A 25010-nucleotide genomic window follows, 5' to 3' on the forward strand; every position below is an offset into this window, starting at 1 on the left:
GCCGGCCCCTGTGCTAAGTTTCAGCGTTCTCCCCGATTCGTTTTCCCTGTTCCTGCAGACTTGGAGTCGTACCGGATGTCGATCGCGACCCGGCCCCAGCGGCCGTTCTTTCGCAACCTGGCCCTGTGGTTGCTCATCCTCCTCGTGTTGCTCCTGTTGTTCCAGTTGTTCCCCGGGAATCAGACGGTTCAGAGGAACATCACCTACTCCGATTTCCTGGAGGCGGTCGAAACCGGCCAGGTGAGCGAGGTCGTGCTCCAAGGACGCGAGGTCCAGGGGGTCATGACCGACCAGACCCCGTTTCGGACCTACCGGCCGGACGACCCGGATCTCGTGCGGATCCTTCGGGAGAACGGGGTGGCCATCACGGCGAAGCCCGAAAAGGACTCCCCCTGGTACGTTACGATCTTGATCTCCTGGTTCCCCATGCTCCTCTTGATCGGGGTGTGGATCTTTTTCATGCGCCAGATGCAGGCGGGTGGGGGGAAGGCCCTGAGCTTCGGCAAGAGCCGCGCCCGCATGCTCACCCCCGACGAGACCAAGGTGACCTTCGCCGATGTGGCCGGGATCGACGAGGCCAAGGAGGAGGTCGAGGAAATCATCGAGTTTCTCAAGAACCCGAAGAAGTTCACGAAGCTCGGCGGCCGCATCCCCAAGGGCGTGCTCCTCATGGGCCCTCCGGGCACGGGGAAGACGCTGCTCGCCAAGGCCATCGCCGGCGAGGCCGGGGTGCCGTTCTTCTCGATCTCCGGATCGGACTTCGTGGAGATGTTCGTGGGGGTGGGGGCAAGCCGGGTCCGCGACCTCTTTGTCCAGGCTAAAAAGCACGCCCCCTGCATCATCTTCATCGACGAGATCGACGCGGTGGGCCGCCACCGGGGCGCCGGCCTGGGGGGCGGCCACGACGAGCGCGAGCAGACCCTCAACCAGCTCCTGGTGGAGATGGACGGGTTCGAGTCGTCCGAGGGGGTGATCCTGATCGCCGCCACGAACCGGCCCGATGTCCTCGACCCGGCGCTCCTGCGGCCCGGCCGGTTTGACCGGCAGATCGTGATCCCCCGGCCCGACGTGCGGGGCCGGGAGGGGATCCTCAAGGTCCACGTGAAGGACGTTCCCCTGGCCGAAGACGTGGACCTGGAGACGCTCGCCCGGGGTACCCCGGGGTTCAGCGGGGCCGACCTGGAGAACCTGGTGAACGAGGCCGCCCTGGCCGCCGCCCGCCAGGGCAAGGATAAGGTCGGCATGGACGACTTCGAGAAGGCGAAGGACAAGGTGCTGATGGGGGCCGAGCGCCGGAGCCTCGTGCTCTCGGAGGAGGAGCGCCGGAACACCGCCTACCACGAGGCCGGCCACGCGCTCGTGGCGATGATGCTCCCCAATGCCGATCCCATCTACAAGGTCTCGATCATCCCCCGGGGCCGGGCGCTGGGCGTGACCCAGCAGCTCCCGATCGACGAGCGCCACACCTACACCCGGGAGTACTTGCTCGATCGCATCGCGGTGTTCCTCGGGGGACGGGCCGCCGAGGAGCTCGCCGTGGGGCACCTCACGACGGGGGCGGGGGACGATATCGAGAAGGCCACCGAGATCGCCCGGCGCATGGTGTGCAAATGGGGCATGAGCGACCGCCTCGGGCCGCTCACCTTCGGCAGGGAGGAGGAGCAGATCTTTCTCGGGAAGGAGCTCGCCACCCACCGGGACTACTCGGAGCGCACGGCCGAGGAGATCGACGAGGAGGTCAAGCGGATCGTGCGGGAGAACCTGGAGCGGGCCCGCACCCTGCTCTCCGAAAACCGGGATCGGTTGGACGCGCTGGCAAAAGCGCTGCTGGAGCGGGAGGTGCTGGTGGCCGACGAGATCCAGGCGATCGTGGGCGCCGCCCCGGCTTCGGAGCAAGGATCCGGCGGCGGGGAAGGGGGAGGGCCCGACTCGGGCGGCGGAGGGGGCGGCGAGGAGAAGCCCGGGTCGTCTCCGGCCGAAACAAAGGAAGCGGGCCGCACACGACCTCCAAAGGACCCCCGCCAGCCCGAGCTGTTCGGCTAGGGGGCAAGGGAACCGTCGGGGAACCACGGAGGACGCGGAGAGGACCGGGACGCTCGGGCCACCTGGAGGCGCGTGCTCCCGCGGGCCCCGGGGCGGGGGAGCGACTTCGGCCCCGACACGGACCGAAACCCCGTCGGCGGAGCCGCGGGCCCCGGGAGACCGTTGCCGAACCGGCGCTTGTGGGTATTCAAAGGATTTTTCCGCCTAGCCGCCTAGCCGCCTAGCCAGGAGGAAGTCTCCCGTGTACCACTTGCGCATCATGGATCTGACGGAACCCGAGCGGGCCCGGGCCGAGTTGGAACGGGTGGGGGCCGACGCGGCCGGGGTGGCGCGGATGATCGACAAGGCCGGGTTCCTGGCGATCCGGGTCGAGGGCCTGAGGTCCCCGGCGGCGAACATCCTGAAGCAGGAGATGCTCTCCCTGGGGGGCGATGCCGCCGTGGCCCGGGGCGTGGTGAACTGCTCGGCCGAGCGGTCCGACGCGATCATCCTGGGGACCCGGAAGCAAGTGCGCCGGCTCGTTCGGAAGCTCCGGCCCCAACCGTTCGGGCTCAAGCGGTTGGCAGACGAGCTCCAGGCGCTGCTGGGGGCCGGGGAGCCCGTGGAGTTCCGCTGGCACGGCGGGACGCTCCGCCTCGAAGCCCGGCCCCTGGTGATGGGCATCCTCAACGTCACCCCCGATTCGTTCTCGGACGGGGGCGAGTTCTTCGACCGCGACGCCGCCCTGGAACGGGCCCTTGCCATGGTGGAGGAGGGCGCCGACCTCCTGGACGTGGGCGGCGAGAGCACCCGGCCCGGCGCCCCGCTGGTGTCCCAGGACGAGGAGGAGCGCCGGGTCCTTCCCGTGATCGAACACCTGGCCCACCGGGTGGGGGTGCCGATCTCGGTCGACACGTATAAGGCGGCCGTGGCCCGGAAGGCCGTGGACGCGGGCGCCGCCATCGTCAACGACGTGAGCGGGCTTCGGATGGACCCCGAGATGGCCCGGGCGGTGGCGGAGACCGGGGCGGGCCTCGTGGTCATGCACATGCGGGGCGATCCCCGCACCATGCAGTCCGACACCACGTACGACGACCTCGTGGGCGAGATCTTCCGGGCGCTCGAGGAAAGCGTCGACCGGGCCGTCGAGGCCGGGGTGGACCGGAGCCGGGTTTGGATCGATCCGGGGATCGGGTTCGGGAAGAGCGCAGGCCAGAACCTGGTGCTCCTTCGACGGCTCGGGGAGTTCCGGTCGCTGGGATGCCCCATTCTGGTGGGCGCGAGCCGCAAATCCTTCATCGGGAAGACCCTGGGCATCGACGATCCCAAGGACCGGCTGGAGGGCTCGTTGGCCGCGGCGGTCCTGGCGGTGGCCGGGGGCGCCCGGATCCTGCGGGTCCACGATGTGCGCGCCACCCGGCGCGCGGCGGATCTGGCGTGGGCGGTGTGTAGCGCCGAAGAGGAGTGACGGTTGCTCGACCTCTTGAGCGGGCTGCGGGTGCAGGATGTGGTGGACATCCTGCTCGTGGCGTTCGTGATCTACCGGATTTTCCTCCTGCTCAAGGGGACCCGTGCGCTGCAGATCCTGGTCGGGCTCGCGATCCTGGTCGTCGCCTACGTGGGGAGCCAGGTGTTCGAGCTCTTCACCCTGCACTGGCTTTTGAACGCCTTCCTCTCGTCCATCATCCTCGTGATCGTGGTGCTCTTCCAAAACGAGATCCGCCGGGCCCTGGCCCACGTGGGCATGAACCCGTTCCTGGGGGGCCGCGAGGGGGCCCAGGAGGCCGCGGTGATCGAGGAGTTGATGCGCGCCGCCGTGAGCCTCGCGAACAAGCGGATCGGGGCCCTGATCGTGCTGGAGCGCGACACCCGGCTCGACGACCAGGTGGAGAAGGGGGTGGCGCTCGACGCCCTTGTAAGCCGGGAGCTGCTCCAGGCCATCTTCCTGCCCTATTCCCCGATCCACGACGGCGCCGTGGTGGTCCGGGGCCGGAGGATCCTGTGGGCGGGGTGCTTGCTGCCGCTCACCACCCGGTCCGACCTGGACAAGGACTTCGGCACCCGGCACCGGGCGGCCATCGGGCTCACCGAGGAGACCGACGCCGTGGTGATCGTGGTGAGCGAGGAGAGGGGGGCGATCTCCGTGGCCGTGAACGGCCGGGTGACCCGGGACCTCGACGGCGCCACCCTGCGCAAGGTGCTCCTCAATCTGTTCCGGGTGGGGGAGGCGGCCGCCCGGGGCGAGAAGGCCAAGGCGAAGGTCCGGCGCGCGGAGGTCCGGCCTTGAGGCTCAGTTGGCGGGCGTGGCTGACCGAGAACTGGGGCCTCAAGCTCCTGTCGTTGGGGTTTGCGGTGCTCCTGTGGATGTTCGTGGTGGGGGAGAAGCGAAGCGAGGTGAGCCTCACGGTTCCCCTGGAGCTCACCGGCATCCCCTCCGACCGGGTGGTCGTGAGCCCCGTGCCCGAGGCGATCCGGGTCCGGGTCAACGGGCCCCGGACCCTCCTGGCCGCCATTGATCCGGCGAAGCTACGGGTGTCCCTCGATCTGGAGGGGGTGCAGCCGGGGATCAGCTCGTTCGAGATTCTGCCCTCGCGGCTCAACCTGCCCCGGGGCGTCGACGTGACGTACATCTCCCCGTCGGTGATCACGGTCGACGTGGATCGCCGGGTGGAGAAGACCGTGCGGGTGAAGCCGCGGCTCCGGGGAAGTCCGGCCGAGGGGTTCGAGGTCGTGTCCGTGGAGGCCGAGCCCGCCGAGGTGCGGGTGAGCGGGGCCGAGCGCGCCCTTCGCGCCCTGACAGAAGTGCCCACCGAACCGGTGGACGTCGCGGGGGCCACCGGGGGGCTCACCCGCCCCGTGGGGCTCGCGTTCCCCGATCCCACGATCCGGCCCCTGGACGCGACCAGCGTGAAGGTCACCGTGGCGATCCGGGAGGTCGTGGCGGAGCGGGAGTTTCTCGGGATTCCGGTTTCCGCAGGGCCCGAAGGGGGCACCCTCGTGCCCCCAGCGGTTCGGGTCAAGATCCGGGGGCCGGTCCGGGCGGTGGCCCGGATCGTGCCCGAGGACATCCGGGTGCGGGCCGAGCCGGGGGGCCCCGGCCCGGTCCGCGTGGTGGTGGAGGCCCCGGCCTCCGTAGAGGTGGTGGAGGTCGCCCCCAACACGGTGGAGCGCATCGTGGAACCGCCGTCGGAGGCGCCCGGGGAACCGCAGGAGGAGACCATACGCTCGGCACCGGCCGAATCCGCCGCAGAGGGACAACCCCCCGTCGCGCCGGAATGAGGTCCGCCGTGACGGGGCGGGGGCAGGCTCCCGATCGTGCCCCCTTTGGGTTTGAGGCGTTCTGCTTTCCAGCTTTCTAGCTTTCCGGTTTTCTAGCCTTCCAGCCGTCGGCTGTGCAGGAGGACGGGGCAATGGGACGGAGATTGTTCGGAACGGACGGAATCCGGGGCGTCGCCAACATCGAGCCCATGACCGCCGAGATGATGGTCAGGTTGGGCCGGGCCGCGGCCCACGTGTTCAAGGAGCGCAAAAGCGGCCGCCACCGGATCGTGATCGGCAAGGACACGCGGCTTTCGGGCTACATGCTCGAAAACGCCCTCGCCTCGGGAATCTGTTCGATGGGGGTCGACATTCTGCTGGTGGGCCCGCTGCCCACCCCGGGGATCGCGTTCATCACCTCGAGCATGCGGGCCGACGCCGGGGTGGTGATCTCGGCCTCCCATAACCCGTATCAGGACAACGGCATCAAATTTTTCGACCGCGACGGCTTCAAGTTGCCCGATGAGGTGGAGGCCGAGATCGAGGCCCACCTCTTCAACGGGGAACTCGATCACGTGCGCCCCACCGCCGAGGAGGTGGGCAAGGCGTTCCGGGTGGACGACGCGGTGGGCCGGTACGTGGTGTACCTGAAAAGCACCTTCCCCTCCCACCTCACCCTCGAGGGGATCCGGATCGTGGTGGACTGCGCGAACGGCGCCGCCTACCGGGTGGCCCCGGCCGTGTTCGAGGAGCTCGGCGCCGAGGTGATCCCGATCGGGATCCATCCCGACGGATCCAACATCAACGCCGGGTGCGGGAGTCTCCACCCCGAATGCGTGGCCCAGGAGGTGCGGGCCCGGGGTGCCCACCTGGGAATCGCCCTCGACGGGGATGCCGACCGGGTGATCGTGGTGGACGAGCACGGAAACGAGGTGGACGGGGACCACATCATGGCGATCTGCGCCCGGGACCTCCAGGCCCGGGGCCGGCTCAAGGGCGGGGCCGTGGTGGCCACGGTCATGAGCAACCTGGGCCTGGAGCGGTCGCTCGCCGAGGTGGGCCTCGGGCTCGTGCGCACCCAGGTGGGGGACCGGTACGTGGTGGAACGGATGCGGGTCGACGGGTACAACTTCGGGGGCGAGCAGTCCGGGCACCTCATCTTCCTCGATCACGCCACCACGGGCGACGGGGTTCTGGCCGCGCTCCAGCTCCTGGCGGTGGCGGTGGGCTCGGGGAAGCCCCTCTCCGAACTCGCCCGGGTGATGGAGGCCGTGCCCCAGGTGCTCCAGAACGTGCGGGTGCGGGAAAAGCGGCCGGTGGAAAACCTGCCGGGGGTCCAGAGGGCCATCCGGGCCGTGGAGGCCGAACTCGGCAAGGACGGTCGGGTGCTGGTGCGCTACTCGGGCACCGAGCCCAAACTCCGGGTGATGGTGGAGGGGGACGACGAGGACCGGATCCGGGCCATGGCGGCCGAGATCTGCGAGGCCGTGCGCCGCGAGATCGGGGAGGAGGCCGCATGATCCGGCTCGGGGTGAACATCGATCACGTGGCCACGGTGCGCCAGGCCCGGCGGATCCGGGAGCCCGACCCGGTGTGGGCCGTGGTGCTGGCCGAGCTCGGGGGGGCCGACCAGATCACCCTCCACCTCCGGGAGGACCGGCGGCACATCCAGGACGAGGACCTGGAGCGGGTGCTGGCCACGGCCAGCGTGCCGGTGAACCTGGAGATGGCCGTCACCGACGAGATGCTCCGGATCGCCGCGGCCCGGCGGCCCCACTCGGCGACCCTGGTGCCCGAGAAGCGCGAGGAGATCACCACGGAGGGGGGGCTCGACGTGGCCGGCCAGGCCGAGGCGGTCCGCCGCGCGGTGGACACCCTCGCCGCGGCCGGGATCCGGGTGAGCCTGTTCATCGACCCGGAACCCCGGCAGGTGGAGGCCTCGGTGCGCGCGGGCGCCCGGGCCGTGGAGCTCCACACCGGGGCGTTTTGCGAGGCCTGGGGCACGCCGGCGGCCGACGCCGAGCTCGAGCGGCTCCAGACCGCGGCCCGGCTCGCGGCCGAGGCGGGGCTCGCGGTGCACGCGGGCCATGGCCTCAATGTGCGAAACGTGCGGCCGGTGGCCCGGATCCCCCAGGTGGAGGAGCTCAACATCGGCCACTCCCTCGTGGGCCGGGCCATCTTCGTGGGGCTCCAGGCCGCGGTGGCCGAGATGAAGGCGATCCTCGCCGAGGAGGCGGCCCGCCGGTGATCCGGGGGGTGGGCTCCGACCTGGTGGAGATCCGCCGGATCGCGGCGGCCCTCGAGCGCCACGGCGAACGGTTCCTGCGGCGGGTGTTTCGGCCGGGGGAGGAACGCCGGGACGGGACGGTGCTGCCCCCCGAGTCCCTGGCCGCCCGGTTCGCCGCCAAGGAGGCGGTGCTGAAGGCCCTGGGCACCGGCTGGTCCGCCGGGGTGCGCTGGACCGACGTGGAGGTGACCGGAGGCCGGGGCCAGCCGCCGGCGGTCCGGCTCCACGGGCGGGCCCGGCGACGGGCCAAAGCGCTGGGGGTCGCCCGGATCCACCTGAGCCTCAGCCACGACGCCGGCCTGGCGCTCGCCTTCGCCGTGCTGGAGGGGGAGGCCGGCCCGGGCCGCTGACGGGGACCCATCTCCGAGGCGGAGCAAGGCGCGTTCCCCCTCCCCCTGTCCCCCTCCCTCCAGGGGAGGGGGGACTCGGCACCCCCACGGGGTACCATCGGCGAACACTTTCTCCCCCACGGGGGGACAGGGGCAGGGTGAGGGGGCCCGGGCCGAAGGCCCGAAAGAAGGGGCGCCACGGCTCGAAAGCCCCTCCCACAGGGTGGTATGGCCGATGACGCCGAAGTCTAGAATGTTTTTGGCCGCCTAGCCGCCAAGCGGCCCGGCCGCCTAGCCCGGAAACGCCATGCTCGAACTTCTGACTGCCGAAGAGATGAAGGCCCTCGACGCCTGGACGATCCAGGAGGTCGGGGTGCCGGGCCCGGTGCTCATGGAGACGGCCGGCCGGGGGGTGGTGCGGGCGCTTCTCGACCGCTTCGCCGCCGAGGCGGGCCGGGGCCCGGTCGTGGTGGTGTGCGGTCGCGGCAACAACGGGGGCGACGGGTTCGTGGTGGCCCGGTGCCTGAAAAACTACGGCCTCGACGCGGTTGCGGTGCTCCTGGGCTCCCGCGACCGGGTCGGCGGGGATGCGGCGGTGCACCTGGGGGCGTTTTTGGGCTCGGGCGGGTGCCTGGTGGAGGTGACCGAGGGGTGCGAGGCCGAGGCGGCCGCCCGGGTCCGCGGCGCCGCCCTTGTCGTGGACGCGGTGCTGGGCACGGGGCTTCGGGCCGAGGTCCAGGGGTTGGCGGCCCGGGCCATCGGCTGGATGAACGAGGCACCGGCGCCGGTGGTGAGCGTGGACATCCCCTCGGGGGTCGACTCCGACACCGGGGCCGTTCGTGGCGCGGCCGTGCGGGCCGACCTCACGGTGACCTTCGCCTGGCCCAAGCGGGGCCACTTCCTGTTTCCCGGCGCCGGGCTGCGCGGAGAGCTCGCGGTGGTGGACATCGGGATCCCCCGGTCCGGGGTGGGCCGGGTCGGGCCCGAGGTCGCCCTGATCGACCCTGAAGATCTCGCGGGGCTCGTGTGCCGCCCCCCCGACGCCCACAAAGGCACCCTGGGCCACGTGTGGGTGGTCGGCGGGAGTCGGGGAAAGACCGGGGCGCCCGGGCTCGCGGCGGTGGGGGCGCTGCGGGCCGGGGCCGGGCTTGCCACCGTGGCCTCCCCCGGCGGGCTCGGGATCGAGGCCCGGCTGCCCCTGGAGGTCATGACCCACCCGGTGGACGAGGGGCCCGACTGGCCGGCCGGGGCCTGGGAGACGCTGGCGGGGGAGCCCGCCGACGCCTGGGTGGTGGGCCCGGGCCTTGGCACGGGGGAGAACGCCGGGCGGCTGGTGGGGGCGCTCCTGGAGCGGGCGGAGAGCCCCTGCGTGGTGGACGCCGACGCCCTGAACCTCCTGGCCGCGGCCGGAACGCCTCGCCTGGGCCCGGACCGGGTGCTTACCCCCCATCCCGGGGAGGCGGCCCGGCTTCTCGGCCGGTCCACGGCCGAGGTGCAGGCCGACCGGGTGGGGGCGGCCAAGGCCCTGGTCGAGCGCACGGGGGCGGTGGTGGTGCTCAAAGGGGCGGGAACCCTGGTGGCGGCGCCCGGGGAACGGGTCTGGCTCGTGGCCGCCGGGAACCCCGGCATGGCCACGGCCGGCACGGGGGACGTGCTGGCCGGGGTGATCGGGGCGCTCCTGGCGCGGGGATTGGCGCCGTCCGACGCGGCCCGGCTGGGGGCCTGGGTCCACGCGGCGGCCGGCGACGCGGCCGCCGCGGCGGGCGTGGAGGGCCGGATGGCTGGGGACCTCCTGGCCCGCCTGCCCGAGGCGATGGCCCGGATCGGGTCGGCCGCGGCCCCGGCGCCGGGCCGGGACCGGTGGTTCCCCCCGGCCGGGGTGCCAGGTGTCAGAAGACAGAAGACAGAGGACAGAGGACAGGGGGGGCTGACATCCGTCCTCTGAATCCTGATCCCTGATACCCGCGGCTGCTCCCACGGGGTGGACGGACCGCAGCGCGGGAGTCGCCCAGTGTCCCAGCCTCCCAGCCGACGAAGGAGCAACGATGAAAACCGCTCGTGACATCATGACCCGCGACGTGCTCACGGTGCGTCCCGACACCCCGCTCAAGGAGTTGAGCCGGCTCTTCATCGAGAAAAAGGTGAGCGGGTTTCCGGTGGTGGACGAGAAGGGGAGTCTCCGGGGGGTGGTGACCGAGAGCGATCTCCTCCATCAGAACCAGCGGCTCCACATCCCCACGGCCATCACGATCTTCGACGCGGTGATCGTGCTGGGAAGCTCCAAGAAGCTCGAGGAGGAGCTCCGGCGCATGGCGGCCACCACGGTCGAGGAGATCATGACCCCGGACCCGGTCACCGTGACCGAGGATACCCCGGTGGAGGAGGTGGCCCGGATCATGGCCGAGCGCCACATCCACACCCTGCCCGTGCTGGACGCCGAGGGCCGGCTCGTGGGCGTGATCGGCAAGGTGGACGTGATCCGGGCCATGGGCGGGGGATGAGGGCCACCTTCGTCTCCCACGGCCCGGAAGACACGGTGGCCCTCGGCGAGGCCGTGGGCGAGGCGGCCCGGCCGGGGCTGGTCGTGGGGCTTTCGGGGGATCTGGGAGCCGGGAAGACCGTCTTCACGAAGGGCATCGCCAAGGGGTTGGGGTGCCCCCGGTGGCAACGGGTCACGAGCCCCACCTTTACGCTCCACAACGTGTATGCGGGCCGGCTGGGGCTCCACCACCTGGATCTCTACCGGCTGGCCGAAGGGGGAGCGTTGGGCGATGCGGGCCTGGACGAGGTGTTGTATGGGCCGGACGTGTGCGTGATAGAATGGCCCGACTTGTTTCTTGCGGAATTTCCGGAGGATCGGCTCATGGTGCGGCTCGATTGCCCCGGAGGGGCCGGGGACGTGCGGCACGTCGATATGACGGCTTCCGGCTCCACGAGTGAGGCCGTGCTTCGGGCGGTCGTGGCGCGGGTCGAGGCGCGTTTGCGGAGGGAGGTTCTCGATGGAGATGTATGACGTGGCGGTGTTGGGGGGAGGCCCGGGCGGGTACGTGGCGGCGATCCGCGGCGGGCAGCTGGGGGCCAAGGTGTGCGTGGTGGAGGAGGCGAGTCTCGGGGGCACCTGCCTCAACCGGGGCTGCATCCCCTCGAAGGCGTTCTACGAGAGCGCCTCGCGGGTATTGGCGGTCCGGAACGGGGCCGAGTTCGGGATCCGCGCGGCGTTCGAGGGGTTTGATCTGGGGGCCTGCGTGGCCCGGAAGAACCGGGTGGTGGGCACCCTCGTCGGGGGCGTGCAAAAGCTCCTCCAGGGGTACGGCGTGGACGTTGTGCAGGGCCGGGGCACGCTCACCGCGGCCGACGCCGTCCAGGTCCGGACCCCCGACGGCGCGAGCCGGGTGGTGCGGGCCCGCAACGTGATCGTGGCCACCGGGTCGCGGCCGGCGAGCCTTCCGGGCATCCAGCCCGACGGGGTTCGCATCCACACGAGCGACTCCATCTGGGACCTCGAGACCCTCCCCAAGCGGCTCGCGATCGTGGGCGGGGGCGTGATCGGGTGCGAGCTCGCGTACATGTTCGCGGCCTTCGGTTGCCGGGTGACCGTGATCGAGGCCCTGGACCGGATCCTGGCCACGGAGGAGAAGGAGGCGTCCCGGACGGTGCACCGGAGCCTCGAGGCCCTGGGGGTGGAGATCCGAACCGGGGTCAAGGTGGCCGGGGCCGAGGCGGGCTCGTCCGAGGTCAGCGTGGCCCTGGAGGGGGGGGACCGGGTGCTCGCGGACTGCGCCGTTGTGGCCGTGGGCCGGGTGCCGGCCAGCGAGGGGATCGGGCTCGAGGACCTGGGGGTGGAAACCGACGAACGGGGCCGGATCCGGGTGAACGACGAGATGGAAACCACGGTGCCCGGGGTGTACGCCGTGGGCGACGTGGTGGGCCAGTATCTCCTGGCCCACGTGGCCACGAGCGAGGCGCTGGTGGCCATGCACAACAGCCTGGGCAAGAAGTACTGGATGGATTACTCCATCGTGCCCTACGCCGTGTTCACGAAGCCCGAGGTCGCCTCGGTGGGCGCGAAGGAGGACGAGCTCAAGGCGAGCGGCACCCCCTACAAGGTGGGCCGGTTCTCCTTTGGCGCGAGCGGCAAGGCCCTGTGCATGGGCGAACCCGAGGGGTTCATCAAGATCCTGTCCCACGAGGACACGGGCCGGATCCTCGGGGCGACCATCGTGGGGGCCCACGCCTCCGACATCGTGGGCGAGATCGCGGTGGCCATGCGCATGGAGGCCTCCCCGGGCGACATCGTGACCACGATCCATGTTCACCCCACGATCAGCGAGGTGATCCTGGAGGCCAGCGAGGACACCATGGGGCTCTCCATCCACCGGATGGCCCGGCGTAGGAGGGAGCAGGGCTGATATGGCGTTGATCGTCCAGAAATACGGAGGGACGTCGGTCGGCGATCTCGACCGGATCCGCAACGTGGCCCGGCGGGTGGCCCGGTACCGGTCCGAGGGCCATGACGTGGTCGTGGTGGTGTCGGCCATGGCGGGCACCACGGACCGGCTGCTTTCGATGGCCCACGAACTCGCGGAACTCCCGGACGAGCGGGAGCTCGACGTGCTCCTGGCCACCGGGGAACAGGTGACCATCGCGCTCCTCTCGATGGCCCTGAACGCCATGGGGGTGCCGGCGGTGTCGATGACCGGGTTCCAGTGCCGGGTGCTCACCGACGCCGCCCACACGAAGGCCCGGATCTCCGAGGTGGAAACCGACGGGATCCGCAGGGCCTTGGCCGAGGGCAAGGTGGTGGTGATCGCCGGGTTCCAGGGGGTGGACCCCAACACCGGGAACATCACCACCCTGGGCCGGGGCGGCTCCGACACGAGCGCCGTGGCCGTGGCCGCGGCGCTCAACGCGGACGCGTGCGAGATCTACACCGACGTGGACGGGGTGTACACCACGGACCCCAACGTGTGCGATCGCGCCCGGAAGCTCAAACGCATCTCCTACGACGAGATGTTGGAGTTGGCGAGCGTGGGGGCCAAGGTGCTCCAGATCCGGTCCGTGGAGTTCGCCAAGAAGTACAAGGTGCCGATACATGTGCGCTCGTCGTTCTCGGACGACGAGGGCACCTGGGTGGTGGAGGAGACGGAAGACATGGAACAGGTGGTGGTGGCCGGTGTGGCGTACGACCGCAACGAGGCCAAGGTGAGCGTGCGGGGGGTTCCGGACCGGCCCGGCATCGCGGCGAAGATCTTCGGCGCCCTGGCCGAGCGGAACATCGTGGTGGACATGATCGTGCAGGACGTGGGGGAGGGTGAGCGGGCCTCCATCACGTTCACCGTGCCCAAGGCCGACCTCAAGCGGGCCCTGGCCGTGATCGAGCCGGTGGCCAAGGAGCTCGGCGCCACCCACGTGGAGGCCGACACCGGCATCGCCAAGATCTCGATCGTGGGGGTGGGCATGCGGAGCCACGCCGGCGTGGCCGCCAAGATGTTCGAGACCCTGGCCCGAGAGGGCATCAACGTGCTCATGATCTCCACCTCGGAGATCAAGGTCTCCTGCGTGGTGGAGGAGAAGTACACGGAGCTCGCGGTGCGCGTGCTCCACAACGCCTTCGGGCTCGACAAGGAAAACGGCGCGGCATAGCCCCAGGCGCCGTGCGCGGCTGCCGACGGGCGGACCCCCGGGTTCCGCCCGTTCGCGTACCGGGGCCGGAACCCCGCCCCGGAGACCGTGTCAGGTGTCAGTGGACAGACGACAGAGGACAGGGGGTTCTCTGACCTCTGACTTCTGAACTCTGGCCCCTGATACGGCAGCCGCTCCCACGGGTTGGCCGGCTCGATGACGTCGGGATCCCAAATGTTCTTAGCCGCCTAGCTGCCGAGCAGCCCAGCCGCCTAGCCGAAGTTGCTTGGAGGCCCTAGGCCGCGACAACGGAGCGGCCGTGTCAGGTGTCAATGGACAGACGACAGAGGAGAGGATTTCTCTGACCTCTGACTTCTGAATTCTGGCCCCTGATACGGCGGCCGCTCCCACAGGTTGGGATGGTCGCTGACGCCGGAATCACAAAGGATTTTGGCGTCCTAGCATCCCAGCCTCCCAGCGTCCCAGCCTCCTCGCCTTTTCCCCCGAGGGGATTGCCGATGATCCGGATCTACGATACGACGCTTCGCGACGGCACCCAGGCCGAGGACATCTCGTTCACGGTTGAGGACAAGCTGCGCATCGCCGAGAAACTCGACGAGCTGGGCATCCACTACATCGAGGGCGGCTGGCCCGGCTCAAACCCCCGGGACATCCAGTTCTTCCGGGAGGCCCGGCGGCTCCGGCTCCAGAACGCCAAACTCACGGCCTTCGGGAGCACCCGCCGCAGCGGCGTGGCCCCCGAGGACGACGTGAGCATCCAGGCGCTCCTCGAGGCCGAAACGCCGGTGGTGACGGTGTTCGGGAAATCCTGGGACCTCCACGTGGAGGAGGCACTGCGGATCCCCTTGGAGGAGAACCTGGAGCTCATCGAGGACTCGGTGCGGTACCTCAAGGCCCAGGGCCGGGAGGTCGTCTACGACGCCGAGCATTTCTTCGACGGGTACAAGGCGAACCCGGGCTACGCCCTCGAGACCCTGGAGGCGGCCGTGCGGGGCGGGGCCGACGTGGTGGTGCTGTGCGACACCAACGGGGGCTCCCTGCCCTGGGACGTGGGCCGGGTCGTGGGGGAGGTCAAGGCCCGGTTTCCCGAGGCGGTGCTCGGGATCCATTGCCACAACGACGGCGAGCTCGCCGTGGCCAACAGTCTCACGGCGGTCACGGCCGGGGTGAGCCATGTGCAGGGCACCGTGAACGGGTTCGGCGAGCGGTGCGGTAACGCGAACCTGATCTCGATCATCCCGAACCTGGTCCTCAAGATGGGCCGGTCGTGCATCTCCATGGACCGGTTGCGGCGGCTCCGCGAGGTGTCGCGGTTCGTGGACGAGTTGGCGAACCTCCAGCACAACAAGCACCAGCCCTTCGTGGGCGACAGCGCGTTTGCCCACAAGGGCGGGGTCCACGTGTCGGCCGTGCGGCGAAACCCCTTGACCTACGAGCACATCGACCCGAGCCTCGTGGGGAACGTCCAGAGGGTCCTGGTGTCCGACCTCTCGGGCCGCTCCAACGTCCTCTCCAAGGCCCAGGAGCTGGGGATTCCCCTGGAGGAGGGAAGCGAGCTCGCCCGCAAGGTGCTCGAGCGGGTGAAGCACCTGGAGGCCGCAGGGTACCAGTACGAGGGCGCCGAGGGGAGCTTCGAGGTGCTCCTTAAAAAGGCCATGGGCCGGCACCGGAAGTTCTTCGACCTCGTGGGGTTTCGGGTCATCGACGAAAAGCGCCGGGACGACGAGGATCCCATCGCCGAGGCCACGATCCTGGTCAAGGTGGACGGGGTGAGCGAGCACACGGCCGCCCTGGGGAACGGCCCGGTGAACGCTTTGGATGCGGCCCTGCGGAAGGCGCTGGAAAAGTTCTACCCGGTGATCCGGTCGGTGCGGCTCGTGGACTTCAAGGTGCGGGTCCTGACCTCGGGGGGCGGCACCGAGTCCAAGGTACGGGTCCTGATCGAGTCGAGCGACGGGGTGGACACCTGGGGCACGGTGGGGGTGAGCGAGAACATCATCCAGGCCTCGTGGCAGGCGTTGGTGGACTCCATCGAGTTCAAGCTCATGCGCGAGGAGGAGGCGGGCCGGCTCCGCCCCCCGGCGACCGGGGGTGAGACGTGATCCCCATCCGGGACACGATCCCCCACCGCCGCACCCCCTACGTCACCTACGCCATCATCGGGGTGAACGCCCTGGTGTTCCTCTACGAGCTGGGCCTCGGGCCCACCGGGCTCCAGCGGTTCTTCATGCACTACGGCCTCGTGCCGGCCCGGTACAGCGACCCCTTGGTGCGGGTCCACTTCGGGTTCCTGGAGCAGGTGGTCCCGTTCTTCAGTTCCATGTTCCTCCACGGGGGGTTCATGCACATCCTGGGGAACATGTGGACCCTCTGGATCTTCGGCGACAACGTGGAGGACTGGTTCGGTCACCTGGGGTACGCCCTGTTTTACGTGTTCTGCGGCGTCGCCTCGGCGCTCCTGCACCTGTTTTTCAACTGGGGCTCCCCCATCCCCACGGTGGGGGCCTCGGGGGCCATCGCCGGGGTCATGGGGGCGTACTTCCTGCTCTACCCCACGGCCCGGGTGGTGACGCTCCTGCCCATCTTCTTCTTTTTCACCTTCGTGGAGCTTCCGGCCTATTTCTTCCTGGGGCTCTGGTTTCTCCTCCAGTTCCTGAGCGGAACGGCCTCGCTCGCGGCCGGCGGGGCCGGGGGCATCGCCTGGTGGGCCCACATCGGCGGGTTTGTGGCCGGGGCGGCCGTGGTGTTCGTGCTCGGGGGCGGCAAGCCCCGCCGGCCCCACAAGACCCGCCCCACGCTCCGCTCCCCCTGGGACACCGTGGACGAGTACTGGTAGCGCCCTCCCCGGCCGGATTCCCCGCTGCCGCGGGCCCGATGGCCCGGGGGCTTCCCGCTTTCCCCGATCCGATTCGGTGATAGATTGGGCCGGACGAAATCCCCCGGGGCCGGGTGGGGTCTGCCCGCGCGGGCCCCCCGGGCGGGCGCAGAAAGGAGAGAGCGAGATGCGAAAGGGTGGAAAGATCCTCCTGCGGGTGGTCGGGATCCTCGTTGTGCTGGCCGTGGCCGCCACCGTGGCCCTGAAGCTGTACCTCACGAAGGAGCGGATCCTCGCCTGGGTGGTGCCGCCCCTGGAGGAGAAGCTCCACCGCAAGGTCACCATCGCCGACGCCGGGGCCGGGTTCACGGGCATCCACCTCGACGGGCTCGACGTGCGGGCCGAGGGGGCCCCGGAGCCCCTGGTGGCGGCCGAGAAGATCCTGATCCGGTGGGACCTCTGGGCCCTTCTCCAGCGCCGGGTGGATCTGAAGGAGATCCGGCTCGTGGCGCCCCGGATCCATCTGGTGCGAAACCCGGACGGGACCCTGGACATCCAGGACCTGCTGGCCGCGGAAGGGGAGACACCCCCCGCCGAACCCCAGGCGCCCAAAGCCGAGGCGGCCGAGGCCGGGGAACTTCCCGTGGCCGTCGCGATCGCGCTCTTTTCCCTGGAGCGCGGCCGGATCGCGTTCGAGGACCGGGCGGCCGAGCCGGCCCGCACCTACGTCCTGGACGAGGTGGAGAGCCGCATCCGGGGGTTCGCCCTCGACCGGCCGGTGCCGTTCGAGCTCTCGGCCAAGCTGCCCTTGGCGGCCGAAGGCCGGTTCACGGTGGCCGGCACCCTGAACCCCGAGACCCGGCAACTGAAGGCCAAACTGGGCATCTCCTCCTTCGACCTGCCGGCCCTCCGGCCCGTGCTGGGCGAGGGGGGGCTCGTGCCCGCGGCCGGGGTGTTCTCGCTGGACCTCGACGTGGAGGGCACGGCCGGCGGGCCCATGACCCTGGCCGGAACGGGCGGAGTGAAGGGCCTCGTGCTCGCCCGGGGGAACGAGCGGGGCGAGCCCACGGACGTCCGCCTGGACCTCGCGGCCGCCCTCGACCCGGCGCAGGCCGTGGTGGACCTCTCCCGGTTCCGGGCCGAGGTGGCCGGCCAGACCGTGGACGTCACGGCCAAGGCCCGCTACGGGGCGGCCCCGCCCCGGGTGGACTTCCGCCTCACCTCCCCCGAGGTCCTGGCCGACCCGTTCCTGGCCCTCCTGCCCCCGGCCGGGGAGGGAGCTCCGGCGGAACCCGCCGGGGCCGAGTCCCCGGCCCCGGCCGGGGCCAGGGAACCCGAGGCCCCGCCGCTCGATGCCGTGGGCGACCTGGAGATCGGGAAGCTCGGGGCCGGCGGGCTCGCCCTGGAGGGGTTCCGGGCCCACGTGGAGCTCCTCGGGGGCAAGCTCACGGTGAAGCCCCTGGAGGCCCAGGTGTACGGGGGGAAGCTCCAGGCCGCGGCGGGAGCCGACCTCACGACCCCGGGCCCGGCCTTCGAGGCCGACCTGACGCTCGCCGGCACCCAGTTGGCCAAGCTCCTGCCCGCCCTCTCCCCGGCCCTCGAAAACACCATGACGGGCGTGGTGGGTCTCACGGCCAAGGCATCCGGCCGGGGCGGCGACCTGGAAGCCCTCACGGCCGACCTCCAGGCCGAGGCCAAGGACGGGAAGATCCTCAACCACCCCCTGGTCCAACGGTTCGCGGAGCTCTTTCAGGTGAAGGAGCTCGAGACCCTGAACTTTTATAACCTCAAGCTCGACGTCGGGGCGGCCGAGGGGGTCGGCACCGTGCGGAGCTTCGTGCTCAACGGGCCCGACGTCCAGGCCACCGGCACGGGCACGGTGGGTCTCGTGGACAAGGCCCTGGACCTCAAGCTGGCCGTGGCCCTGCCCCGCCGGATCGCCGCCCGGCTGGTGCGGCGGGACGAGGTGCTGGACGCGATCACCGACGAGCAGGGCTGGTCCCGGGTTCCCCTGCGGCTCACCGGCACGACCGACGCCCCGACCTACGGCCTCGACACCGAGGCGCTGGCCCGCATGGGCGGCAAGGTCCTGGAGAAGAAGGCCCAGAAGGTTCTGGAGGAGAAGGTGCTCAAGAAGCTCCCGGTGGGCGAACAGGAGAAGGGCGCGATCGACCAGGGCCTCATCAAGAAGCTCTTCGGCCGGTAGGCGTCCCGTGGTGCGCGCGATCGTTTCCGTCGGGCTCGCGGCCGCGCTCTGGCTCGCGGCCCCCGTTCGGGCCCAGGAGGCCCCGAAGCCCCCCGCCCCGCCGGTGCCCGAATCGGCCCCGGCGGCCCCCGAGGTGCCGGGCCTGGCGGACCTCATCCCCAAGGCGGCCGAGCTGGAACAGCGGCTGGCCGGGCTCCAGGCCGAGCTTTCGGGGTTCCCCCGGGCGGAGGAGGTCGAGGGGCGGCTGGGGGAACTCGAGGCCCGACTCGCGGCGATCGAGGCGCGGTTCGACGTCCTGGCCCAGGGCGCCGACTACGGGTACGAGGACGTGGCCGAACTGAAGGGCCTCCTCGAGGCGGAAAGGGAGGCCCTGGAACAGGCCCTCGGGCCCGTACGCCAGGCCCTTGCCACCCTGGACAAGCGCAAGGCCGAGTGGGAGGCGGAGGCCGAGCGGTGGGCCGCCTGGCGGAAGGCGTTCCCGGCCGACCTCGCCAAGGAGGGGGCCGCCGACGCCTTCAAGACGGCCGCCAAGGCGGCCAAAGAGGCCCTCGAGATCGTCACCCGCACGGCCAAGCCCTTTCTCGGTATCCAGCGGCGGGGGGAGGACCTGCGCCTGCGGATCCAGAAGCGGGTGGCCGAGGCCGACGGATGGCTCCAGGCCCTGCGCACGGAACTCTGGCGCCGGTCGGCGCCTTCGATGGCGTCGGCCGAGTACGGAAGGGCGTTGCGGGGGGCCCTGAGCCCCGACGCCCTGCGCGCCGGCCTCCGGGGCCTCGCATGGCCCGACCGTCGGTTCTGGACCCGGGCCGGGTGGGTGGTGGCGCTCCAGGTGGTGCTGGTCGCCGTCGTCGCCGGCGTCCTGCGGCGCAACCGGCCCCGGCTCGAGGCCTCGGACCGGTGGCGATTCCTGTCCCGGAGGCCCCTGGCCGCCGCGGTGCTCGTGGGGGTGGGTCTCCCCTCGGCCCTCTATGCGGTCCTGCCCCCGGTCTGGAGGCTCGCCCTCTGGATCGCCGTGGGGTTCTCGGCGGCCCGGGTGGTCACGGCCCTCCTCCCGGCCGGGTGGCGCCGCAGGCTGGTCTACCTCCTGGCGTGCCTGTTCCTGGCCAACCAGGCCCTACGGGTGGCCGGCGTGCCGGCCCCCCTGTTCCGTCTCTACGTGCTCGTGGTCTCCCTGGTGGGGCTGCCCCTTTGCCTGTGGCGCGCGCGGGTGGCGGCCCGGGTGGGCGGGCGGTGGTACCCGTGGGGGCTGCGGCTCGGCGCCGCGGTGCTGGCCGCGGTGGCCGTGGCCCAGGTGTCGGGCTACGCGAACCTGGCGGCCCACCTGCTGGATGCCGCCATCCAGACCACGTTTCTCCTCCTTCTCGCCTGGGTCGTGGAGGTGCTCGCGCACGGCGCGGTGGACTACGTGGCCGGTTCTGCCCTGTGGCGGCGGATCCCCCTGGGGGCGGAGCACGCCGCACGGCTGCGGACCGACCTCCTGTGGGGGGTGCGCACCGTGGTGGCGCTCGCCACCTGGGGTCTCGTCCTCGAGGTGTGGCGGTTTTCCGAATCCCCGTGGAAGGCCGTACAGGTGCTCCTCTCCCTGGGGGTGCCGGTGGGGACCACCCACATCACGGTGGGGCTCGTGGTGGGGGCATTCCTGGTCCTGTATGGGGCCCTTCTGACCTCGTGGTTGGTCCAGGGCGTTCTGGAGAGCGAGATCTACCCCCGGCGGGGCGTGGACCGGGGCACGGGGCTGTCCATCAACCGGCTCGTCCACTACGCCTTCGTCCTCGTGGGGTTCCTGGCGGCGGTGGCGAGCCTCGGGCTCGAGCTCCAGAACCTCACGATCCTCGCAGGTGCCTTCGGGATCGGGATCGGGTTCGGCCTCCAGACCATCGTGAACAACTTCGTGAGCGGCTTGATCCTGCTTTTCGAGCGGCCGATCAAGGTGGGCGACGTGGTGCAGATCGATGGCGAGTGGGCCATCGTCCGCAAACTCGGCCTGCGGGCCACCGTGGTGGAGACCTTCGACCAGTCGGAGGTCATCGTGCCCAACGCCGACCTCGTGGCCGGGAAGGTCACGAACTGGACCCTCTCGACCCGGATGGTGCGGGTGGTGGTGCCCGTGGGGGTGGCCTACGGATCCGACGTGGAGAAGGTGATGGAGATCTTGCGCGCCGTGGGGGAGGAGCACCCGAAGGTGCGGCAGGATCCCCCGCCCCAGGTCCTCTTCCTGGCCTTCGGGGAGAGTTCCCTGGATTTCGAGCTTCGGGTGTGGGTGGGCGACGTGGACGACCGGCTCCGGGTCCGAAGCGAGCTCCACCGGGCCATCGATCGGGAGTTCCGGAAGGCCGGGGTCGAGATCCCCTTCCCCCAGCGGGATCTCCACCTGCGGAGCGTGGACGAACGGGCGGTTGCGGCCCTGGCGGCGCCCAAACCGGCTGCCCATTCGGCCGGGGAGGGGTAGGCCGTGGGCGGGATTCGCGCGGAGAGGGACGCGCCGGTCGAGGTCATCGGGGGCGGGCTGGCCGGGGCCGAGGCGGCCTGGCAGCTCGCCCGGCGGGGCGTGCGGGTGCGGCTGTTCGAGATGCGCCCCGCCCGGCTCACCCCGGCCCACCGCACGGCCCACCTGGCCGAGCTCGTGTGCTCCAATTCGCTCAAGGCCATGGGCCTCGGCCAGGCCTCGGGCCTCCTCCAGGAGGAGCTCCGGCGCCTGGGCTCGGTGATCCTCGAGGCCGCCCTGGCCCACCGGGTGCCGGCCGGCCAGGCCCTGGCCGTGGACCGGGACCGGTTCGCCCGGGCCGTGACCGAGCGGCTCGAGGCCCACCCGGCCATCGAGATCGTGCGCGAGGAGGTGACCCGGGTGCCCCGGGACCGGGAGGTCGTCGTGGCCACCGGGCCGCTCACCTCGGACGCCCTGGCCGAGGACCTGGCCGAGATCACGGGTGCGGAATCCCTCTATTTCTACGACGCCATGGCCCCCATCGTGGAGGGCGACTCCATCGACCGGTCGGTGGCCTTTCCGGCCTCCCGGTACGGCAAGGGGGGCGACGACTACCTGAACTGCCCCATGACCCGGGAGGAGTTCGAGCGGTTCTACGAGGCCCTGGTGTCGGCCGAGACCGTGCCCACCCGGGACTTTGAGGAGGAACGGGTGTTCCAGGCCTGCCAGCCCATCGAGACCCTGGCCGCCAAGGGGCCCAAGACCCTGCTGTTCGGCCCCATGAAGCCGGTGGGGCTCGAGGACCCCCGTACCGGCCGGCGGCCCTACGCCGTGGTCCAGCTGCGGCGCGAGGACGCGGCCGGCGAGCGTTGGAACCTGGTGGGGTTCCAGACGAAGCTCCGGTACCCCGAGCAGGAGCGGGTGTTCCGGCTCATCCCGGGGCTCGAGCGGGCCCGGTTCCACCGGCTCGGGAGCCTGCACCGGAACACCTACGTGGACGGGCCCCGGCTCCTGGACCGGTACCTGCGGCTCCGGCGTCACCCCTGGATCCAGCTGGCCGGCCAGATCACCGGGGTGGAGGGGTACCTGGAGAGCGCGGCCATGGGGCTCTGGGCGGGGCTCAACCTGGCCCTGCGCCGGGCCGGCCGCACCCCCGACCCCCTGCCGGCCGAGACCGCCGTCGGGGCCCTGGTGGAGCACGTGGTCGCAAGCCCGGCCAAGCGGTTCGAGCCCATGAACATGAACTTCGGCCTGCTGCCCCCCCTGGGGGTGCGGATCCGCGACAAGAAGAAGGTCAAGGAGGCGAAGGCCCAGCGGGCCCTGGAGGCCCTGGACGCCTGGCGGGCCCGGTGGCTCGCCGGCGGGGAGGCGGCCCGATGACGCCCGCGGCCCAGGCGATCCGCGACGAGATCCGGGCCCGGGGGCCGATCCCCTTCGCCCGGTTCATGGAACTCGCCCTCTACCATCCCGAGGGGGGCTACTACGCGGCCGGCCGGGTCCGGATCGGGGCCGACGAGGGCGACTTCACCACGGCGCCCCACCTGAGCCGGCTCTTCGGCCGGTGCCTCGCCCGGTGGGTCGAGGCGGCCGACCGGGCGCTCGGCCGGCCCGACCCCTTCGTGCTGGTGGAGGGCGGCCCGGGCGAGGGCCGCCTCGCCCGGGACCTCCTGGACGCCCTGGCCGAGCGGAACCCGGACCTCTACCGCCGGCTCCGGTACGCGGCCGACGAGGCAAGCCCCGCCCTCGATCGAAGGCGCCGGGACCTCCTCGCGCCCCACGCCGAGCGGTGCCTGGCGGCGGCGCCCGAGGGGTTCGAAGGGGTGTACCTCTCCAACGAACTCGTGGACGCCCTCCCCGTGCACCGGCTCCGGGGCGCCGGCCCCGGGCTCCGGGAGGCCTTCGTGGACCGGGACGGCGAGGGGTTTGTCGAGGTCTGGGCCGAGCCCTCGGAGGCCGCCCGGCGGTTCCTGGACGGGTACGCCCCGCCGCTGGGGGACTGGGAGGTGGAGATCCGGCCGGCGGCCGGGGCCTGGCTCGGCCGGGTGGCGGGGCTCCTGGGCCGGGGCTACGTGCTCACCATCGACTACGGCGACCGGGCCGACCGGCTCTACGGGCCCCACCGGCCCCGGGGCACGGCCGTGGCCTACCGGGCCCACCGGCTCGTGGAGGGCCTCCTGGCCGACCCGGGGGAGCAGGACCTCACGGCCCACGTGGACTTCACCCACCTCGTGGAGGCCGGCCGGGCCCTTGGGCTCGAACCCCTGGACCTCCGGAACCAGCGGGAGTTCCTGTTCGCCTGGGGCCTCGAGGACGAGGTCCGGGACCTGGAAGCGCGGCTCCCCGAGGTGGAGCGCCTCGCCGCCATGCAGGCCCTGGCCCCGCTGCTCCTCCCCGGCCCGGGCATGGGCGACACGTTCCGGGCGTTGGTGCAGGGGAAGGGGGTGGGGAAGCTCGAAGGCTAGAAGGCTAGAAAGCTAGAAAGCTGGGAAGCTGGGAAGTTGGGAAGCATCGGGGCCTCGGGGTTTGGGCGTCGCTCGTGCGGACCAGCCCCTCTGGCTCCCTCTCCCCCCACCCGGGGGGAGAGGGCCGGGGAGAGGGGGGCGACCGCCCACCGACCGGACTCCCCCGCCGGGGAGCGGGGCTCCCATCGTTGACACGGTTCGAGAATCCCGCTGAAATGCGAAAAACGATCCGGCGCCCGGTTCCGAGAGCCCGTGGGGGCGTCGCCGCGACCGTTGGCCGACGACCGAACGGCCGGAGGATCCGCCCGGGGGAGGACCCATGACAACCTGCCCGCACTGCGGCAGCGCCGACATCCGGAAATCCCGGCGCCACAAGGCCGAGCGCACCTGGCGCCGGCCGTTCCCGGTGTGGTTTCGCTGCCGGGAGTGCCGCAAGCGGTTCCTGGGCACCGACTGGGCCCTGGCCGGCCGGTGGGCCGGGGGCGTCGCCGCCGGCCTCGTGGTCGTGGGGCTCGCGATCGCCCTGTGGCCCGAGGGGGGCCGGGTGGAGTCGGCCACCACCGCCCCGGTGAAGGGCCTGCCCGAAACCGTGACCCTTCCCGCCTCGGCGCTCGAACTCTCCGGCGAGGCCCTCCGGGCCGCGGCCGAGCGGGGCGACCCCGAGGCCCAGCACCGCCTGGGCCTCGATCTCCTGCAGTCCTACCGCGAAACTGGCGACCCCCGCACCATGGCCGAGGCCCTGCGATGGTTCAAGGCCGCCGCCGAGGCCGAAAACCCCCGGTCGCAGCTCCTTTTGGGCGCCCTCTACGAGAACGGCCGGGGCGTCATCCAGGACTTCGAGGAGGCGGCTCGGTGGTACCGGCGGGCCGCCGAAAACGGCGAAGCAGAGGCCATGTTCCGCCTCGGCCTCATGGCCGAGGCGGGCCGGGGGCTCAAAAAGGACCTCGTGGAGGCCTACGTCTGGCTCAACCTGGCCGCCGCCCGGGGCGCCACCGAGGCCGAAGCCCGCCGCGAAGCTGTGCGCCGCGAACTCCGCCCCGAACAGGTCGACGCCGGACAAGACCGCTCCCGCGAACTCGACCGACGCATCCCCCTGGCCCCGGGGGAGGGCGGTGCCCGCTAGGAGGCTGGGGCGCCGGGAGGCTCAACCCTTCCGCTTTCCGCGCCGCGTGGCCCAAGGCCGTGGGAGCGGCGCCCAAGCCGCAATGGCTGTTGGCCGGGGACCTGCACGGCCCGACGTCCGGGTACAGTGTCAGACGGCCACGCGTGCCCGGATACACGCAAAGCCGACGGAACCCAGGGATTGTGGAGACCGAGGGGAGACCGAGGGGACGTTGACAGGTTATTTGGTTTTGCTAGGTTTGCCTGCGAGTTTGGGACGCTGAGGGAGAGGAGAGAGGAGCGGCGATGCCGAGGATGGCCCGGTTGGACGTGTTGGGGGTGGTGCAGCACGTGATGGCGCGGGGCATCGAGGGCGCGGCGATCTTCCGTGACGAGAAGGACAGGGAAACGTTCCTTGCGAAGCTCGCCGAAGTGGTACGGGAGGGGGAGGCGCAACTTCTC

The 25010-nt window shown here is 71.3% G+C and carries 19 protein-coding genes; all 19 read left to right on the top strand.

The features are described from left to right. The first annotated feature begins 75 nt into the window (after positions 1-75). The 19 genes from ftsH (at position 76) to ACY0I8_RS04890 (ending at position 24570) form a co-directional block, all read left to right on the top strand. Complete coding sequence (gene ftsH / locus ACY0I8_RS04800) at positions 76-2043, top strand: ATP-dependent zinc metalloprotease FtsH (RefSeq protein WP_461393819.1); 1968 nt, start codon at positions 76-78, stop codon at positions 2041-2043. A gap of 241 nt (positions 2044-2284) precedes the next feature. Then, positions 2285-3490 (top strand): dihydropteroate synthase, encoded by a 1206-nt coding sequence (gene folP / locus ACY0I8_RS04805; RefSeq protein WP_461393820.1) that lies wholly within the window; start codon positions 2285-2287, stop codon positions 3488-3490. Positions 3491-3493: 3 nt separating this feature from the next. Beyond that, positions 3494-4309, top strand: coding sequence for a diadenylate cyclase CdaA (gene cdaA / locus ACY0I8_RS04810; protein WP_461393821.1), 816 nt, complete (start codon positions 3494-3496; stop codon positions 4307-4309). Next, positions 4306-5301 (top strand): CdaR family protein, encoded by a 996-nt coding sequence (locus ACY0I8_RS04815; protein WP_461393822.1) that lies wholly within the window; start codon positions 4306-4308, stop codon positions 5299-5301. The genes cdaA and ACY0I8_RS04815 overlap by 4 nt, the downstream gene beginning before the upstream one ends. Positions 5302-5432: 131 nt before the next feature. Continuing rightward, complete coding sequence (gene glmM, locus ACY0I8_RS04820) at positions 5433-6800, top strand: phosphoglucosamine mutase (RefSeq protein ID WP_461393823.1); 1368 nt, start codon at positions 5433-5435, stop codon at positions 6798-6800. Continuing rightward, a complete protein-coding gene (locus ACY0I8_RS04825; RefSeq protein WP_461393824.1) occupies positions 6797-7528 on the top strand; it encodes a pyridoxine 5'-phosphate synthase in 732 nt (243 codons plus the stop codon). The genes glmM and ACY0I8_RS04825 overlap by 4 nt, the downstream gene beginning before the upstream one ends. Further along, positions 7525-7917, top strand: a complete 393-nt coding sequence (locus ACY0I8_RS04830) for a holo-ACP synthase (protein ID WP_461393825.1) — start codon at positions 7525-7527, stop codon at positions 7915-7917. The genes ACY0I8_RS04825 and ACY0I8_RS04830 overlap by 4 nt, the downstream gene beginning before the upstream one ends. Before the next feature lie 286 nt (positions 7918-8203). Continuing rightward, on the top strand, positions 8204-9841 hold the full coding sequence (locus ACY0I8_RS04835) for an NAD(P)H-hydrate dehydratase (RefSeq protein WP_461393826.1): 1638 nt from the start codon (positions 8204-8206) through the stop codon (positions 9839-9841). 100 nt (positions 9842-9941) lie between these two features. Next, on the top strand, positions 9942-10397 hold the full coding sequence (locus ACY0I8_RS04840; protein WP_461393827.1) for a CBS domain-containing protein: 456 nt from the start codon (positions 9942-9944) through the stop codon (positions 10395-10397). After that, positions 10394-10909, top strand: a complete 516-nt coding sequence (gene tsaE / locus ACY0I8_RS04845; protein ID WP_461393828.1) for a tRNA (adenosine(37)-N6)-threonylcarbamoyltransferase complex ATPase subunit type 1 TsaE — start codon at positions 10394-10396, stop codon at positions 10907-10909. Before ACY0I8_RS04840 ends, tsaE begins: the two co-directional genes overlap by 4 nt. Further along, entirely contained in the window at positions 10896-12305 is a 1410-nt protein-coding gene (gene lpdA / locus ACY0I8_RS04850; protein WP_461393829.1) for a dihydrolipoyl dehydrogenase, read from the top strand. The genes tsaE and lpdA overlap by 14 nt, the downstream gene beginning before the upstream one ends. Position 12306: 1 nt before the next feature. After that, positions 12307-13539 carry an aspartate kinase gene (locus ACY0I8_RS04855; protein WP_461393830.1) on the top strand — a complete coding sequence of 411 codons (1233 nt, stop codon included), beginning with the start codon at positions 12307-12309 and terminating at the stop codon, positions 13537-13539. 491 nt (positions 13540-14030) lie between these two features. Continuing rightward, positions 14031-15641: a citramalate synthase gene (cimA, locus tag ACY0I8_RS04860; protein WP_461393831.1), complete on the top strand. Its 1611-nt coding sequence runs from the start codon at positions 14031-14033 to the stop codon at positions 15639-15641. Beyond that, on the top strand, positions 15638-16375 hold the full coding sequence (locus ACY0I8_RS04865; protein WP_461393832.1) for a rhomboid family intramembrane serine protease: 738 nt from the start codon (positions 15638-15640) through the stop codon (positions 16373-16375). The genes cimA and ACY0I8_RS04865 overlap by 4 nt, the downstream gene beginning before the upstream one ends. A gap of 166 nt (positions 16376-16541) precedes the next feature. Then, the gene (locus ACY0I8_RS04870) at positions 16542-18560 is read left to right on the top strand and encodes a DUF748 domain-containing protein (protein WP_461393833.1); all 2019 of its coding nucleotides are present in this window, start codon (positions 16542-16544) and stop codon (positions 18558-18560) included. A gap of 10 nt (positions 18561-18570) precedes the next feature. After that, the gene (locus ACY0I8_RS04875) at positions 18571-21009 is read left to right on the top strand and encodes a mechanosensitive ion channel domain-containing protein (RefSeq protein WP_461393834.1); all 2439 of its coding nucleotides are present in this window, start codon (positions 18571-18573) and stop codon (positions 21007-21009) included. Between the two features lie 12 nt (positions 21010-21021). Further along, positions 21022-22365, top strand: coding sequence for a methylenetetrahydrofolate--tRNA-(uracil(54)-C(5))-methyltransferase (FADH(2)-oxidizing) TrmFO (trmFO, locus tag ACY0I8_RS04880; protein ID WP_461393838.1), 1344 nt, complete (start codon positions 21022-21024; stop codon positions 22363-22365). Continuing rightward, a complete protein-coding gene (locus tag ACY0I8_RS04885; protein ID WP_461393835.1) occupies positions 22362-23447 on the top strand; it encodes a class I SAM-dependent methyltransferase in 1086 nt (361 codons plus the stop codon). The genes trmFO and ACY0I8_RS04885 overlap by 4 nt, the downstream gene beginning before the upstream one ends. A 319-nt stretch (positions 23448-23766) precedes the next feature. Continuing rightward, the gene (locus ACY0I8_RS04890; RefSeq protein ID WP_461393836.1) at positions 23767-24570 is read left to right on the top strand and encodes a tetratricopeptide repeat protein; all 804 of its coding nucleotides are present in this window, start codon (positions 23767-23769) and stop codon (positions 24568-24570) included. Positions 24571-25010 lie beyond the last annotated feature (440 nt).

It is taken from the genome of Deferrisoma sp., from assembly GCF_054681715.1.

Coding starts and splice junctions, on each gene's coding strand:
- ftsH (WP_461393819.1), top strand. CDS start 76: ATGTCGATCGCGACCCGGCCCCAGCGGCCGTTCTTTCGCAACCTGGCC.
- glmM (WP_461393823.1), top strand. CDS start 5,433: ATGGGACGGAGATTGTTCGGAACGGACGGAATCCGGGGCGTCGCCAAC.
- ACY0I8_RS04825 (WP_461393824.1), top strand. CDS start 6,797: ATGATCCGGCTCGGGGTGAACATCGATCACGTGGCCACGGTGCGCCAG.
- ACY0I8_RS04835 (WP_461393826.1), top strand. CDS start 8,204: ATGCTCGAACTTCTGACTGCCGAAGAGATGAAGGCCCTCGACGCCTGG.
- ACY0I8_RS04840 (WP_461393827.1), top strand. CDS start 9,942: ATGAAAACCGCTCGTGACATCATGACCCGCGACGTGCTCACGGTGCGT.
- tsaE (WP_461393828.1), top strand. CDS start 10,394: ATGAGGGCCACCTTCGTCTCCCACGGCCCGGAAGACACGGTGGCCCTC.
- lpdA (WP_461393829.1), top strand. CDS start 10,896: ATGGAGATGTATGACGTGGCGGTGTTGGGGGGAGGCCCGGGCGGGTAC.
- ACY0I8_RS04855 (WP_461393830.1), top strand. CDS start 12,307: ATGGCGTTGATCGTCCAGAAATACGGAGGGACGTCGGTCGGCGATCTC.
- ACY0I8_RS04870 (WP_461393833.1), top strand. CDS start 16,542: ATGCGAAAGGGTGGAAAGATCCTCCTGCGGGTGGTCGGGATCCTCGTT.
- ACY0I8_RS04885 (WP_461393835.1), top strand. CDS start 22,362: ATGACGCCCGCGGCCCAGGCGATCCGCGACGAGATCCGGGCCCGGGGG.
- ACY0I8_RS04890 (WP_461393836.1), top strand. CDS start 23,767: ATGACAACCTGCCCGCACTGCGGCAGCGCCGACATCCGGAAATCCCGG.